Source organism: Micromonospora sp. SCSIO 07396, assembly GCF_053667945.1.
This window is the reverse complement of sequence record NZ_CM132210.1, coordinates 6,309,089-6,323,680: the sequence shown is the minus strand read 5'-3', so window position 1 is coordinate 6,323,680 and position 14,592 is coordinate 6,309,089. Positions and strand designations below refer to the sequence as shown.

The following is a 14,592-nucleotide window of genomic DNA, read 5'->3' as shown; positions in this document are numbered from 1 at the left end:
CCTCAGCCGTCCGGGTCACTGTCGGCGAGAATGGCGGTCACCCCGTCGAGACCCTGCCGGGTGCCGACCACGACCACCACGTCACCGGCCGCGAAGCGGAAGGTGGGATCGGGCGAGACGTTGACCTCGCCCTGCCGCAGCACCGCCACGATCGAGGCGCTGGTCCGGGTGCGTGCCTTGGTGTCACCGAGCCGCTTGTTGACGTACTTCGACCCCGCCGGGATGGCGATCTGCTCGGTGAGCAGCCCGGCCGCCTGCTCGCGCAGACCGGAGAGCTGACCCAGCATCAGCGACGCGCCGAGGATGTCGGCAAGCGCCTCGGCCTCGTCGTCGGTCAGCGGGATGTCGTGCTGACAGGAGTCGGGGTCGTCCGGGTCGTAGAGGACCAGGTCGCGGCGGCCATTGCGGTGGGAGACCACACCGAGCCGGCGGCCGGACTCCGTCATCAGGTCATGACGGACGCCGATTCCCGGAAGGGCGGTCTGTTCGACACGTACTCGCACGGACGAGAGGCTATACCCTGCGCCCAAGCTGGGCCTGCTGGACGTCTGTGCTGCTGGTGAGCGCTTTCCGGCCGGCACCGGCTGTGGTCGCCGGCTCGCCGGTCGGTAACCCTGCGGGGCCGGGCGGCCCGTTCAGGGTCAGGCCTCAGCGGGTGTGGCGACGAAGACTCCGACCCCTTCCAGGGTTTCGGTCAGGCCGGTGGCGCGCAGGATCATCATGGCCTTGCCGACCACGGTGTCCGACACGCCGTATTCCCTGCACAACTGCGACCTGCTCGGCAACTTGGTGCCGGGCGGCCACTCTCCCGAATCGATCTTGCTCTTGAGCTCGTCTGCGAGCACCTGGTACTGCTGCTTGGGCATGCGTCACTCCCCGGATGGCACGCCCATTCGATCACGCCCCGACCTCCAACCTCAAGCAATCGTGGGTGGATCGTTGACCTACAACTGGTACCGATTGTAGGTTCGTGGTGAACGCCCCCGGATGGCACTCGGGGCGCTCGAACGGTCGGGGCGGGCATCCCCCGTGGCCCGTCCCGACCGCGTCGTCGGCCCTGTCGTCGTACCGCCGGGGTGGGCTGCGACGGCAGGGCGGGCAGCCCGGCCGGGCTGCCTTTCCAGTACCGCGACACCGAACTGTCAAGACTGTCCAGCAAGGGAGCGTCCATGGGGTACGAGTCACCGCACCCACCACCGAACCTCGACCTTGGTCAACTCAGTTGGGGCGATATTGCGGTGTCCGAGCCATCGCAATATCGCCATTGGAGCGACATTGAGCCGGGTCGGGCGGGTGGGGAGGCGTGACCGGGCGGTACGTCGTACACCTGCCGGTCGTCGCCACCGATCTGGCGCGGGCCAAGGTGCTGGCCCGGACGGCGGCCCGCTCGCTGGTCTTCCTCGCTCATGTCGACCCCGGCGAGACCACCGTCTCCGCCGAGGACGATCAGGGGGTACGCCACCGCGTCTTCTGCGACAACCGGCTGGACAGTGGTCGGCGGTGCGTGCTCCGGGCCGACCACGAGACCCCCTGCACCTCTCGCCTGCCCCGTTGGCCACCGAACGCCGCCCGCCCGCCCCGTTGACCTGAGCTGACTGTGAGCCCCTGTCTGCCTCTCGACCGGCGGGCGCCTTCCGCCGGATCAGGACGGCAGGCACCGCCAAGCTGCCGCCCGGCCCAGCCCCTCCGAAGCGATCGCGCCCTCACGACGTAGGCGGTCCAGCACGACGCGGATCGTCGGATCACTGATGCCGGGCAGCGCCGTGCGGATGTCGGCGACCCGGAAGATGCGCGGAGCGTGGTGGAGCACGTAGTCGAGCACCCGGTCCTGCTTCGAACCGTCCGCCCGATCCGATGCAGCTCGTTCGGCGAACGTGCGGTAGGCGTTCGCCAGGATGTTGACGAAGTAGGTGAGCCACGGCCAGGGATCGGCCTCGCCGTCATGCCAGCCGTGGGTCGAGTCCAGCAGTGCCTGGTAGTAGCCGTCCGCGCTCACGGCGATCTGGTGCTCCAGGCTGACGTACCTCGACACCGAGTAGCCGGCATCCATCAGCAGCGCGTTGGTGAGTGCCCGGGTCACCCGGCCGTTGCCGTCCTCGAAGGGGTGCACGACGAGGAGATCGAGCACGAAGAGGCCGACGAGGAGCACCGGATGGTGACGTCGCGCTGTCCTCTCGGCGGTGTAACGCTCGATCAGTTCGGCCACGAAGTAGGGCGTGTCCGACGCTCGTACGGGGCGGAAGCGGACAGTCACTTCGCCGGTGGCGGTGCGGTCGACGACGACGTTGTCCTCAGTTTTGAACTGACCGCCTGGCGCGGCGGTGTGGGCGAAGAGCAACTTGTGCAGATGGAGCAGGAGGCCGGGATTCAGCGGTCGCCAGGCACCCTGGAAGAGGTAGTCCTGCGCGTCCCGGTAGCCGGCCAACTCCTGCTCGCTGCGACTTCTCAGGTTGGTTACCCGTCCGGCGAGGATGCGATCAGCCCGGGCGCTGTCGTTGACGACGATCCCCTCGATGGCTGACGAGGCGGTGATGCTCGCTACCCGGGCGCGGTCGGCCAACTGCTTGAGCAGCCCGGGTAGCTGGTCGCGGTAGAGATCCTCCGATCCTCGGCCGACGTCCACCGTGCCGAGTGCCGTTACGACCGGGCCGGGAACATGACCGATGCAGCGGTCCAGGTCGGCGAAGCTGAGCACGGCAGACTCCCGGAAAGTGCCTAATGAAGAAGCAGATTATTTAGTTTATTAGTTTCCTTGGGTACTTCGCCGGGCCGGGTCGGCGTGTCCGGTCCGGCTGGATGTGACCCACGCCACGTTGGCAGAGTTGAGTGGAATAGGCTCAACTCTGATGGTGTCTCTTACTAGTGGACACGCCGATCCCGGGGGAGCCCATGAACACGGAACGACTCACCACCAAGAGCCGCGAAACCATCACCGGTGCGGTCGCGCTGGCCAACCAGCGTGGTCACGCCACCGTGGAACCCTGGCACCTGCTGCTGGCCCTGCTCGACACCGACGGCTCCACCGCCGCCGGCCTGCTGCGCGCCGTGGGTGCCGACCCCGCTGAGCTGCGCCGGGTCGCGCAGCGCTCGGTCGACGCGCTGCCCGCCGCCCGGGGTTCCAGCATTGCCGAGCCCACCCTGGCCCGCGAGTTCGTCAACGCCATCGGCGCCGCCGAGCAGATCGCCCGGCCGCTCGGCGACGAGTACACCTCCACCGAGCACCTGCTCGCCGGCCTGGCCCGGGTGGGTGGCGCGGTGTCCAACGCGCTGAAGTCCGCCGGGGCCACCGAGGAGAACCTGGTCGCCGCGTTCCCGACCGTGCGCGGCGGCGACCGGCGGGTCACCACCGCCGACCCGGAGCAGACCTACCAGGCGCTGGCCAAGTACGGCGTCGACCTCACCGCCAGCGCCCGGGACGGCAAGATCGACCCGGTGATCGGCCGGGATTCGGAGATCCGTCGGGTGATCCAGGTGCTCTCCCGGCGTACCAAGAACAACCCGGTGCTGATCGGCGAGCCCGGCGTCGGCAAGACCGCGATCGTCGAGGGCCTGGCCCAGCGGATCGTGGCCGGCGACGTGCCCGAGTCGCTGCGGGACAAGAAACTGGTCTCGCTCGACCTCGGTGCGATGGTCGCCGGGGCGCAGTACCGGGGCCAGTTCGAGGAGCGGCTCAAGTCCGTCCTGGAGGAGATCAAGAACTCCAACGGCCAGGTCATCACCTTCCTCGACGAGCTGCACACCGTGGTCGGCGCGGGCAAGGGCGAAGGCTCGATGGACGCCGGCAACATGCTCAAGCCGATGCTCGCCCGGGGCGAGCTGCGGATGGTCGGCGCAACCACCCTCGACGAGTACCGCGAGCACATCGAGAAGGACCCGGCGCTGGAGCGTCGCTTCCAGCCGGTGCTGGTCGGCGAGCCGACCATCGAGGACACCATCGGCATCCTGCGCGGCCTCAAGGAACGCTACGAGGTGCACCACGGCGTCCGGATCACCGACGCCGCCCTGGTCGCCGCCGCGTCGCTGTCCGACCGGTACATCACCGACCGGTTCCTGCCGGACAAGGCGATCGACCTGGTCGACGAGTCCGCGTCCCGGCTCCGGATGGAGATCGACTCCCGGCCGGTCGAGGTGGACGAGATCGAGCGGGCGGTACGCCGGCTGGAGATCGAGGAGATGGCGCTGGCCAAGGAGCCCGACGCCGCCTCCGCCGAGCGGCTGGAGCGGCTGCGCAAGGAGTTGGCCGACAAGCGTGAGCAGCTCACCGCGCTGTCCGAGCGTTGGCAGACCGAGAAGAGCCACATCGCCAAGCTCTCCACCGCCAAGGAGGAGCTGGAACGGCTCGGCGGCGAGGCCGAGCGGGCCGAACGCGACGGCGAGCTGGAACGCGCCGCCGAGCTGCGCTACGGCCGGATTCCGGCGCTGAAGGCCGACCTGGCGACGGCGGAGGAGGAACTCGCCCGGCTCCAGGCCGACGGCGCGATGCTCAAGGAGGAGGTCGGCGCGGACGACATCGCCGCCGTCGTCGCCTCCTGGACCGGCATCCCCGCCGGCCGGCTGCTGGAGGGCGAGACCGCCAAGCTGCTGCGGATGGAGGAGTCGCTGGGCGGCCGGGTCGTCGGCCAGGCCGAGGCCGTCGGTGCCGTCTCCGACGCGGTACGCCGGGCGCGGGCCGGCGTCGCCGACCCGGACCGCCCCACCGGCAGCTTCCTGTTCCTCGGCCCTACCGGCGTCGGCAAGACCGAGCTGGCCAAGGCGCTCGCCGAGTTCCTCTTCGACGACGAGCGGGCCATGGTCCGCATCGACATGAGCGAGTACGGCGAGAAGCACTCCGTCGCCCGCCTGGTCGGTGCCCCGCCCGGCTACGTCGGCTACGAGGAGGGCGGGCAGCTCACCGAGGCGGTGCGTCGCCGCCCCTACTCGGTGATCCTGCTCGACGAGGTGGAGAAGGCCCACCCGGACGTCTTCGACATCCTGCTCCAGGTGCTCGACGACGGCCGGCTCACCGACGGCCAGGGCCGTACCGTCGACTTCCGCAACGCGATCCTGATCCTGACCTCCAACCTGGGGTCGTCGGTGATCAGCGATCTGACGCTCGCCGACGAGCAGCGCCGCGAGGGGGTGCTCGCGGTGGTCCGCTCGCACTTCAAGCCGGAGTTCCTCAACCGGCTCGACGACATCGTGGTCTTCGCCGCGCTGCGCGGGGACGACCTGCGGTCGATCGTCGACATCCAGCTCGACCGGCTACGTCGCCGGCTCGGCGACCGCCGGTTGGCGCTGGACGTCAGCGAAACCGCCCGGACCTGGCTCGCCGAGCACGGATACGACCCGATCTACGGTGCCCGGCCGCTGCGCCGGCTGGTCCAGTCGGCCATCGGCGACCAACTCGCCAAGGCCCTGCTGGGCGGCGTGGTCCGGGACGGCGACACGGTCCGGGTCGACCTGTCCGACGACAAGAACGCCCTCACCGTAACCGCCTCCTGACCCCGGCGGGCCGACCCCGCCACCCCGGCGGGGATCGGCCCGTCCCCCGCCGCCCCGCCGACCGCCCCGGGCGACGACCCCGGGCGACCGCCCCGCCGACGGCCCCGGGGCGACCGCCCCGGTGATCAAGAGGTTTGCGTCACGAGAGCGCTTTCCCCGTCCGCAAACCTCTTGATCGACCCCCGCTGGCCCTCCCGCGCCCGGTGATCAAGAGGTTGGCGTCACCGGAGAGCACTCCCGTGACGCAAACCTCTTGATCGACTCCGCGCGGGCCCTCCCCGCCCCGTGATCAAGAGGTTTACGTCATCGGAGAGCGCTCCCGGTGACGCAAACCTCTTGATCACCGGGGCGGTCGGCGGGGCAGTCACCGGGGCAGTCGGCGGGGCCGTCGGCGGGGCGGTCGGTGGGGCGGTTGGCGGGGGTTGAGTGGGGGCGCGGTGGGTGGTTAGGGGCGGGGCGGGGAAAGGAGAGGGGCATGTTCGGGATGCGGAAGAAGAGTGGCGATCCGGAGCTGGACGCCGCCGTGCGGGAACTCGCCGGGGCGGACACCGTCGCCTTCGGCGGGGTGGGGTTCGCCGGCACGCTGCTGCCGGCGACCGAGGCGTACCGGCGGGTCGGGGAGGCGTTCGCGCAGCGCCCCCGGCAGGCCCGCGAGCAGGTCGACTGGCTGCTGCGGCACGGGTCGCCGGCCGGCCGGGCGTACGCGGCGACGCTGCTGGAGCAGGTCGACCCGGCGGCGGCCCGGGCGGCCTGGACGGCGCTGGTCGACGACGACGCCGAGTTCACCACGTTCGCCGGCTGCACGATGGGCACCACCACGCTGCGTGGGTACGCGGCCGACCGGCTGGCCGGCAACCGCACCGACGACGACGCTCGGTAGCTGACCACTCACTCAGAATTCGCTGAGTTTCCCCAGGTGCGTGGGGTGCGCGGGGTTGTTACCGTCTCCGCCGACGCACTTGGGGAGGTGGTCGGGGTGAATGGTTCAGTCGCGTACGTCGTGGCGGCGTTGGGATGTCTGATCGGGGTCGCCGGGATCGTGGTGGCGGCGGTGGCTTTCAGCCGGAGCCGCAAACCGGCCCGGCCGACGCCGGTAAAGGACCCGTTCCGTGACACCGACTCCGACGCCCTGCGCGGTGACCCCCGCAAGCTCAAGCCCGGCGACATCGTCGAGATCCGTGGCGTGTCGTACGCGGTCCGCGGCTCGGTGCACCTGGTCGAGGGCGGCTGGAGCTGGGCCGAACATCTGCTGGACACCGTCGAGGGCGACAAGCGCTGGCTCTCCGTCGAGGAGGACCCGGACCTGGAACTGGTGCTATGGACGGCCGAGCCGGCCGCGACGGTCACCCCCGGCGCACCCACCCTCGACTTCGCCGGCCGCCGCTACTCCTGGGAGGAGTCCGGCCAGGCCCGCTACTCGGCCACCGGCAGCACCGGCCTCGACCCGTACGGCACCGTCCGCTACCAGGACTACCGGGGGCAGGGCGGTGAGCGGCTCTCCTTCGAGGCGTACGGGGATGCCGGCTGGGAGGTGGGCCGGGGCGAGCGGCTGCACCGTACGGACGTGATGGTGTATCCGCAGTCCGGCCCGGTGGGGTCCTGATCGTGCTGGTCAGCTTGAACACCCCGTACGTCGACACCTGCGCCGCCGACCTGAGCCTGGCGCTCGGCGGACCGGAACGTCCCGCCCTGCACGTCCGTGACCTGACCCTGCCCGGTGGCGTCCGGCTGCGGCTACGCCTGCTCGGTGCGTCCCACCAGGTCGTCCTCACCGTCCCGGCCGCCGGTGCCGACGCGCCCGCCCCCGACCGGCCCGGCGGGGCTGGCGGGCTGGTCGAGACGGTTGCCTGCCTGCCCGGCCGGCCCCCGCACCTACCCGGTGACCTGCACGACGAGGCGGGCGGCTACCGGTTCACCGCCACCGTGCTGCGCCCCGCCGAGGGGGAGCTGCACACCCGGATCGCCGCGCTCCGCGCCGACCTGGCCGACGACCCGTACGCCCTGGTGGGGGTCTTTCCCGGGGACCCGGACGCGGTCACCGCGCTGGCCGTCCGCCCCGACGCGCCGGGCGGGTCGGTGCGCTGGCGCACCTGGCACGCGTACCCGCAGACCAACGAACTGGTCCTGACCGAGACGGCGGTGGCCCTTCCGCGAGCCCCGCAGCCGCGAACGGAGGGAGACCTGTGAGCGCGAGGAGCGAGCCGGTTTTGCGAGCCCCGCAGTCGCGAGCGATGGAGGACCTGTGAGCGCGAGGAGCGAGCCGGTTTTGCGAGCCCCGCAGTCGCGAACGAAGGAGACACAGTGACGTACCGGCGCTGGTTCGTGGTGGGGGTGGCCTTCGCGGTCGTCGGCGCGTTGGTCGCCGCCTTCGCGATCTTCTACGGCAACTTCTCGCCCCGGGGCTACATCGAGGACCGCTACACCCGGGCGGCGAGCCGGGACATCGGGCGGGACGCCATCGCGTACACCTCGAACCGGACCCCGAGCCAGGTGGCGGACGACGTCACCGGCGCCTGGAAGCCGGCCGACCAGTACGTCGACGGTAGCGGCGTCTACCTGCGCTACGACGACGACTCGCTGGTGATCCTGCCGATCGCCGCCGGCTCGGTGATCCTGCTGGAACGGATGCGCACCGCGTACCCGCGTTACCACTCGACGGTGGGCAACCACTGGGGCTGGGGGCGGGGCAGCACGGTACGCGGCGGCGGCCCCGGCTCCGGCAAGTGACGCGTACCGACCCCGACCGAACGAACCCCTGGAGCACGCTGTGCAGAACCTGGTCACCGATCTGCTGGTCACCCTCGCCTACGGGGTGGTCGGCGTCGTCCTGATGGCCGTCGGCTACGTGCTGGTCGACGTGGCCACCCCGGGCAAGCTCCACGAGCTGATCTGGACCGAACGCAACCGTAACGCCGCGCTGCTGCTCGCCTCGAACCTGGCCGGCGTCGGCACCATCGTGGTGGCCGCCATCGCCGCGAGCGAGGACGACTTCCTGCTCGGCCTGGTCGGTGCCGCCGCGTACGGGATCGTCGGTCTGGTCATCATGGCCCTGGCGTTCGTGCTGCTCGACGCGCTGACCCCGGGCAAGTTGGGCACGCTGCTGGTCGACCCACAGCCGCATCCGGCGGTCTGGGTGTCGGCGGTGGTGCACCTCGCCACCGGCGCGATCATCGCCGCCGCCATCAGCTGATGACCACGGCGAAGCAGCCGGCGAAGCCGAAACAGAACGCGGGTGCCTGGGTCGTCTGGATCGTCCTCGGCCTGGTCGTGGTGGTCTGCGTGGGCAGCAGCATCTTCAACCGGGACTCCGGGGGCACCACCGTGCCCGCCCCGGCGGCCGACGAGCGCGCCGACACCGTGCCGCTGCTCGTGCAGGCGGCCGACAGTCAGGGCATCTGCTACGGCTGGCGGCTGGAGAGGTCGTCCGGCGCGGAGGTGAGCGTCGGCTCCAACCTCGGCGACGGGGTGCCGGTGACCGAGGACGCCCGCTGCCCCCGGTGGGTGGAGGTCCGGGCCCGGGTCATGTACACCGCAGAGAGCAGTGAGAGCAACGACTGGGCGACGGTCACCGTCTCCGGCTCGGGCGACTTCTCCCGGGCCGACCTCTACGCCGTGCAGAACGGTCTGACCCGGTTCGGCCTGCACGAGGACGTGTTCGTGGACGACCCGGGCTGGGCGATCTGCCGCGCCGCCGTGGCGTTGCCGCTGCTGGTCGCCGAGACGGGTGCGGCACCACCGGCGGCCACCCCGACCGCCGACCCCGGCGCGGCGGTGGCCCCGCTGCCGGACACCGGCAGCGACTTCTGGCGGGACCGCTGGGGTACGGTGCTGGCCGCCGCCGGCCTGCTGCTGGTCGCCGTGCTGCTGATCACCGTCGGGTTCGTCCAGCGTGGCCGGCAGCGGGCGGCGGCGTCGGCCGGGCGTCCCCGGGGGACACGGTGACCACTGTCGACGACACCCCGGCGGTCGGGCCGCGCTGGCGGTGGGCCCGCGCGTCGGTGCTGCTCGCGGTCTTCGTCTGCGCCGCCTGCGGCCTGGTGTACGAACTGGCCCTGGTCGCGCTCGGCAGCTACCTGATCGGTGACACGGTCGGGCAGGCGTCGATCGTGCTCGGCGTGATGGTCTTCGCGATGGGGGTTGGCGCGCTGGTCGCCAAACCGTTGCAGCCCCGGGCCGCCGCCGCGTTCGCGGTGATCGAGTTGACCCTGGCCCTGCTCGGTGGCCTGTCGGTGCTCGGCCTCTACGCCGCGTTCGCCTGGCTCGACCTGTACGGCCCGGCGCTGGTCGGCACCGCGTTCGTGCTGGGTCTGCTGATCGGCGCGGAGATCCCGCTGCTGATGGTGATGCTGCAACGCATCCGCGAGCAGGCGGCCGGCAGCGCGGTCGCCGACCTGTTCGCCGCCGACTACGTGGGCGCGCTGCTCGGCGGGCTGGCCTTCCCGTTCCTGCTGATTCCCGTCTTCGGCCAGCTCAAGGGCGCGCTGGTGGTCGGCGCGGTGAACGCGGTGGCCGGCCTGGCCCTGGTCTGCACGGTGTTCCGCGCCGAGCTGAGCCGCCGGGCCCGGCTCGTGCTGGGCGTCGGCTCCGTCGTGGTCGCCCTCTGCCTGGGGTACGCCTGGGTCACCGCCGCCGACTTCGAGGTGACCAGCCGCCAGCAGCTCTACCGGGACCCGGTGGTGCACGCCGAACGCTCCCGCTACCAGGAGATCGTGCTGACCAGGTCGGTACGCGAGATCGGCCACCCCGACACCGATCTGCGGCTGTTCCTCAACGGCGACCTCCAGTTCAGCTCGATCGACGAGTACCGCTACCACGAGGCGCTGGTGCACCCGGCGATGCGCGGCCCGCGCGGTGAGGTGCTGGTCCTCGGTGCCGGCGACGGCCTCGCGGTCCGGGAGATCCTGCGTTACCCGGACGTGCGCCGGGTGACCGTGGTCGACCTCGACCCGGCGGTGGTGGCGCTGGCCCGCTCCGAGCCGCAGCTACGCGCGCTCAACGGCGGCTCCCTCGACGACCCCCGGGTCCGGGTGCTCAACACCGACGCCTTCGGCTGGTTGCGGACCGCCGGCGAACGCTTCGACGTGGTCGTCGCCGACCTGCCCGACCCGGACGAGACGGCCACCGCCAAGCTCTACACCGTCGAGTTCTACGCCCTGATCCGTTCGGTGCTCGCCGAGGGGGCCCGGCTGGTGGTGCAGTCCGGGTCGCCGTACTTCGCGCCCCGGTCGTACTGGTCGATCGAGGCGTCGGTACGGGAGGCCGGCTTCGCCACCGTGCCGTACCACGTCGACGTGCCCTCGTTCGGTGACTGGGGCTTCGTGCTCGCCGCCCCGGGCGGGACCCCGCCGCCGCTGGAGTTGCCGGCCGACGCGCCCCGGCTGCGTTTCCTCGACCCGGCGGTGCTGCGGGCGGCGGCGGCCTTCCCCGCCGACCGGGGCCGCCTCGACGTGCCCGCCTCCACCCTGTTGCGGCCCAGGGTGCTCGACTACGCCCGCAGCGAGTGGCGCGGCTACTAGCCTCGGAGGCGATGTCACCGTCGCTGCGCCGCCGGCTGCCACCGCGCGCGGTGGACGCTGCCGCGTACCTCCAGGCGTTCGTGCTGTCCGGGGTGGCGACGGTGCTGGTCACCCGGGCGTTCCTGCACGCCACCGGCTACCCGCAGCTCGGCGGCGGCGGCCTGCACATCGCGCACGTGCTCTGGGGTGGGCTGCTGATGACCGTCGGGCTGGGTGTGGCGCTGGTGTTCCTCGGCGGGGCCGCCCGGATGACCGGCGCGGTGCTCGCCGGGATCGGCTTCGGGCTCTTCATCGACGAGGTGGGCAAGTTCGTCACCGCCGGCACCGACTACTTCTACCGGCCCGCCGCCGGCATCATCTACGCGGTCTTCGCCCTGCTGGTGGTGATCACCCAGGCGTTGCGCGAACGGCTGCGCCCGACTCCCGGCGAACGGGTGGCCAACGCGTTGGACGTGATCGTCGGCGGTGTCGGCCGGGGGCTCACCGACCGGCAGCGGGCGGCCACCCTGCGGCTGGTCCGGGGTGCCGGGCCGGAGGTCGAGTCGGGGGTGTCCGCGCTGCTGGACGTGGTGCCGCGCCGGGAGCCACCGCCGCGACGGTTCTGGCAGCCCTGGGTGGCCCGGCTGCGCGACGCGTTGGTCCGGCTGACCGCCCAGCGCTGGGTGGTCCTGCTGGTGGTGGCCTACCTGGTCGTCGAGCCGGTGGCGACGGTGGTGGTGGTGACCACCGAGGGGGTGACCGGCGAGTTGGACCAGCTCGGTGAGTGGGGGGCGGTGCTCGGGGTGTCCGCCTCGGCGGTGGTCGCCGGGGTGCTGAGCATCCGCGCCGCGTTCCTGCTCCGCAACGACCGGCGGGCCGCGTTCCGGCTGTTCAAGCTGGCGCTCCTGGTCGACCTGCTGTTCGGGCAGATCTTCAACTTCACGGTCAACCAGTTCGACGCGGTGACCGGGCTCGCGGTGGACCTGCTCCTGCTCGCCGTGGTGACCGCCGAACACCGCCGACTGGTCCGCCAGTCGTGACCGCGGCCGGTGATTCGGCGGTTCGACCAGCGGGTACGGCTCCGTCGTACCCGGTGCGACGGGACTGCGGACGTTACCGTGGTGCGGTGATCTAGGAAGGAGAATCATGGTCGATTCCCACAGCACGCCCGCCCGGACCCGTCCGGGTCTGGTGACGCTCTCCAGCTACCTGCTGATGTTCTTCGCGGTGCTCCAACTGATCGGGCTGATCCTGACCCTCGCGATCAGCGGGAAGCTGCGTCAGGCGTTCGAGGACGCCTTCGAGGGGACCGCGAGCGAGGTCGAGGGCCTCGGCACCGCCGTCGTGGTCTTCGCCGTCGGCGCGTCCGCCGTCCTGCTGCTGATCGCGCTCGCCCTCGTCGTCCTGGCGATCTTCAACAACCGGGGCAAGAACGGCAGCCGGATCGCCACCTGGGTGGTCGGCGGCATCATGGTCTGCTGCGTCGGCGGCGGGCTGATCAACGGTGCCGCCGGGTTCAGCGGCTCCACCGGCTCCACCTCCGGGGACGCGCCGAGCGCCGAGGAACTGGAACGCAGCATGAACGCCGTGCTGCCGTCCTGGTACAACCCGGTCAGCACCCTGCTCGGGGTGGTCAGCCTGCTCGCCCTGCTGGCGGCGCTGATCCTGCTCGCCCTGCCGCAGTCCAACGAGTTCTTCCGCAAGCCCAAGGCGGGCTGGGAGCCGCCGGTTCCGGGTGCCACCTACCCGGCCGCGCCCGGCTACCCGCCCACCCCCGGCTACCCGGCCACCCCGGACTACCTGCAACCCGGTGCCCCCGGCCCGTCGTCGACCCCGGGCCAGCCCGGCCCGTCGCCGGCCGCCCCCGGCGTGCCGGACCAGCCGCAGTCGTCCGACGGCCCGTCCTGGTCGCCGCCGTCGGGCGGCGAGCCCGACCGGCCCACCGGAGGCAGCGGCCCGGACGACCCGCAGCGTCCCGCCGGCAGCTGACGGGCGCGTAACAGCGACACCGACGATTCCCTCCGAGTAGGTTGCACACCGACGCCTACCGGAGGGAATCGTCGTGTCGTACCCGGATCAGGTGCCGGACCGCCGCCCGCCGGTCGTCACCGTGGCGGCGGCGCTGCTCGGGCTGATGGCGCTCGCCGCCGGGGTCTACGCCGTCACCAGCCTGCTCGCCCTGGGCGGCACGGTCGACAGGTTCCGGGGCGCCGCCGCCGGTACCGCAGCCGACCCGGGCGACGTCGACGGGGTGGTCCGGCTGCTGCGGCTCAGCACGATCGGCTCGGCGGTGGTGACGGTGCTGGTGGCGCTGCTGCTGGTCGGCCTCGCCGGCGGGCTGCTCGCCAGGCGTCGGGGGGCCCGGGTCGGCGTCTGGGTGGTCTGCGGGCTGGGTCTGCTCGCCGGAGGGTGCGCCCTGGCCGTGCTGGTCGGCCAGCGGGTCAGGCCACTGCGGCTGGGCAGCGGTGACCAGGGGGTGGCCGACCTCTTCGCCACCCTGGACGACGCCTATCCCTCGTGGTGGGTGCCGGTGAACGCGGGCGTCTCGGTGGCCCAGGGCCTCGGCTACCTCGTGGTGGCCGTGCTGCTGGCCCTGCGACCGGCGAACAGTTGGTTCACCGGCAGGTGGCCGGTGCGTCCCGGATACGGGCCCTCCTCGTTCACCGCCGCGCCCTACCAGTCCCCGCTGTCCGCGCCGGAGCCCGGCCCCGCCGCCGCCACACCGGTACCGCCCCAGCCTGAGCCCGGGTCCGCGTCCGGGCCCGACGTGATCCGCCGTCCCACCGAGGAGCAACCGTGACAGTCGACCGATCCGGGTCCGGCCGGTGCGCGTTGATCACGGGTGCCACCGCAGGGATCGGCGCGGCGTTCGCCAGACAACTCGCCGCCGAGGGCTGGGACCTGGTCCTGGTGGCCCGGGACACCGCCCGGCTCGACGCCGCCGCCGCCGAGCTGACCGGCCGGTACGGCAACCGGACGGAGGTCGTCTCCGCCGACCTGTCCACCGACGACGGTTGCGCGCTGGTGGAACGGCGACTGGCCACCGGTGACCCGGTGGATTTGCTGGTCAACAATGCCGGACTGAGCCTGAACCAGCCGTTTATGCGATCCACCGTCGCCGACGAGACACGGTTGCTCCGGTTGAACGTGCACGCGGTGCTGCGCCTCACCCATGCGGCGTTCGGGCCCATGACGAGGCGCGGTAATGGGACAGTGATAAATGTCTCTTCGGTCGCCGGCTTCGGCCCGGTGATGCCCGGCTCCACCTATCCGGCCAGCAAGGCATGGGTGACCAGCTTCAGTGAATCGATCGGGCAGACGGCCCGCTCAGCCGGGGTGCACGTGATGGCGCTCTGCCCCGGCTACACCCGTACCGGCTACCACGAACGTACCGGCATCGACATGTCAGGAATGCCGCGGTGGATCTGGCTCGAAGCCGACGACGTGGTTGCCGAGGCCCTGCGTGACCTGCGAAAAGGCAAAACCGTGAGCGTGCCCGACTGGAAGTACAAGCTGGCCGTGGCGAGCCTGCGGCACGTACCGCGTCGGCTGCTGCGCGGTGCCTTCCGGGACCGGCGCGGGCAGGCCGACCCGGCCGGGCAGTGACCGACAGGCG

General features: G+C 71.7%; 16 protein-coding genes. 13 read left to right on the top strand and 3 right to left on the bottom strand.

Features of this window, described 5'->3' with window-relative positions; genetic code table 11:
- Positions 1-2 precede the first annotated feature (2 nt).
- Both ACWCHM_RS27845 and ACWCHM_RS27840 read right to left on the bottom strand, forming a co-directional pair.
- The gene (locus tag ACWCHM_RS27845; RefSeq protein ID WP_088641912.1) at positions 3-503 is read right to left on the bottom strand and encodes a cation:proton antiporter regulatory subunit; all 501 of its coding nucleotides are present in this window, start codon (positions 501-503) and stop codon (positions 3-5) included.
- Positions 504-641: 138 nt separating this feature from the next.
- Complete coding sequence (locus ACWCHM_RS27840) at positions 642-866, bottom strand: winged helix-turn-helix domain-containing protein (protein WP_281901460.1); 225 nt, start codon at positions 864-866, stop codon at positions 642-644.
- A 437-nt stretch (positions 867-1,303) separates the two neighbouring features.
- Between ACWCHM_RS27840 and ACWCHM_RS27835 the strand changes: the two genes are divergently transcribed.
- The gene (locus ACWCHM_RS27835; protein ID WP_454220442.1) at positions 1,304-1,585 is read left to right on the top strand and encodes a hypothetical protein; all 282 of its coding nucleotides are present in this window, start codon (positions 1,304-1,306) and stop codon (positions 1,583-1,585) included.
- Between the two features lie 57 nt (positions 1,586-1,642).
- Here ACWCHM_RS27835 and ACWCHM_RS27830 read toward each other — a convergent pair whose 3' ends face one another.
- On the bottom strand, positions 1,643-2,695 hold the full coding sequence (locus ACWCHM_RS27830; RefSeq protein ID WP_454220441.1) for a Fic family protein: 1,053 nt from the start codon (positions 2,693-2,695) through the stop codon (positions 1,643-1,645).
- A 194-nt stretch (positions 2,696-2,889) separates the two neighbouring features.
- Between ACWCHM_RS27830 and clpB the strand changes: the two genes are divergently transcribed.
- The 12 genes from clpB to ACWCHM_RS27770 all read left to right on the top strand — a co-directional run bounded on the left by clpB (position 2,890) and on the right by ACWCHM_RS27770 (position 14,582).
- Complete coding sequence (clpB, locus tag ACWCHM_RS27825; RefSeq protein WP_454220440.1) at positions 2,890-5,481, top strand: ATP-dependent chaperone ClpB; 2,592 nt, start codon at positions 2,890-2,892, stop codon at positions 5,479-5,481.
- Between the two features lie 475 nt (positions 5,482-5,956).
- Entirely contained in the window at positions 5,957-6,361 is a 405-nt protein-coding gene (locus ACWCHM_RS27820) for a hypothetical protein (protein WP_204958483.1), read from the top strand.
- A 96-nt stretch (positions 6,362-6,457) separates the two neighbouring features.
- The gene (locus ACWCHM_RS27815; protein WP_204958484.1) at positions 6,458-7,084 is read left to right on the top strand and encodes a DUF4178 domain-containing protein; all 627 of its coding nucleotides are present in this window, start codon (positions 6,458-6,460) and stop codon (positions 7,082-7,084) included.
- A 2-nt stretch (positions 7,085-7,086) separates the two neighbouring features.
- A complete protein-coding gene (locus ACWCHM_RS27810) occupies positions 7,087-7,668 on the top strand; it encodes a DUF2617 family protein (protein ID WP_454220438.1) in 582 nt (193 codons plus the stop codon).
- A gap of 114 nt (positions 7,669-7,782) precedes the next feature.
- Positions 7,783-8,208, top strand: a complete 426-nt coding sequence (locus tag ACWCHM_RS27805) for a DUF4247 domain-containing protein (protein WP_204958486.1) — start codon at positions 7,783-7,785, stop codon at positions 8,206-8,208.
- Between the two features lie 40 nt (positions 8,209-8,248).
- Complete coding sequence (locus ACWCHM_RS27800) at positions 8,249-8,671, top strand: DUF350 domain-containing protein (RefSeq protein WP_204958487.1); 423 nt, start codon at positions 8,249-8,251, stop codon at positions 8,669-8,671.
- Complete coding sequence (locus tag ACWCHM_RS27795) at positions 8,671-9,423, top strand: hypothetical protein (RefSeq protein WP_454220437.1); 753 nt, start codon at positions 8,671-8,673, stop codon at positions 9,421-9,423. The genes ACWCHM_RS27800 and ACWCHM_RS27795 overlap by 1 nt, the downstream gene beginning before the upstream one ends.
- Positions 9,420-10,997 carry a polyamine aminopropyltransferase gene (locus tag ACWCHM_RS27790; protein WP_454220436.1) on the top strand — a complete coding sequence of 526 codons (1,578 nt, stop codon included), beginning with the start codon at positions 9,420-9,422 and terminating at the stop codon, positions 10,995-10,997. The genes ACWCHM_RS27795 and ACWCHM_RS27790 overlap by 4 nt, the downstream gene beginning before the upstream one ends.
- 35 nt (positions 10,998-11,032) lie before the next feature.
- Entirely contained in the window at positions 11,033-12,016 is a 984-nt protein-coding gene (locus ACWCHM_RS27785) for a hypothetical protein (protein ID WP_204958943.1), read from the top strand.
- Between the two features lie 106 nt (positions 12,017-12,122).
- On the top strand, positions 12,123-12,965 hold the full coding sequence (locus ACWCHM_RS27780) for a hypothetical protein (RefSeq protein WP_281901447.1): 843 nt from the start codon (positions 12,123-12,125) through the stop codon (positions 12,963-12,965).
- 73 nt (positions 12,966-13,038) lie between these two features.
- Positions 13,039-13,776, top strand: a complete 738-nt coding sequence (locus tag ACWCHM_RS27775) for a hypothetical protein (protein ID WP_454220434.1) — start codon at positions 13,039-13,041, stop codon at positions 13,774-13,776.
- On the top strand, positions 13,773-14,582 hold the full coding sequence (locus ACWCHM_RS27770; protein WP_454220433.1) for an SDR family NAD(P)-dependent oxidoreductase: 810 nt from the start codon (positions 13,773-13,775) through the stop codon (positions 14,580-14,582). The genes ACWCHM_RS27775 and ACWCHM_RS27770 overlap by 4 nt, the downstream gene beginning before the upstream one ends.
- Positions 14,583-14,592: the final 10 nt, after the last annotated feature.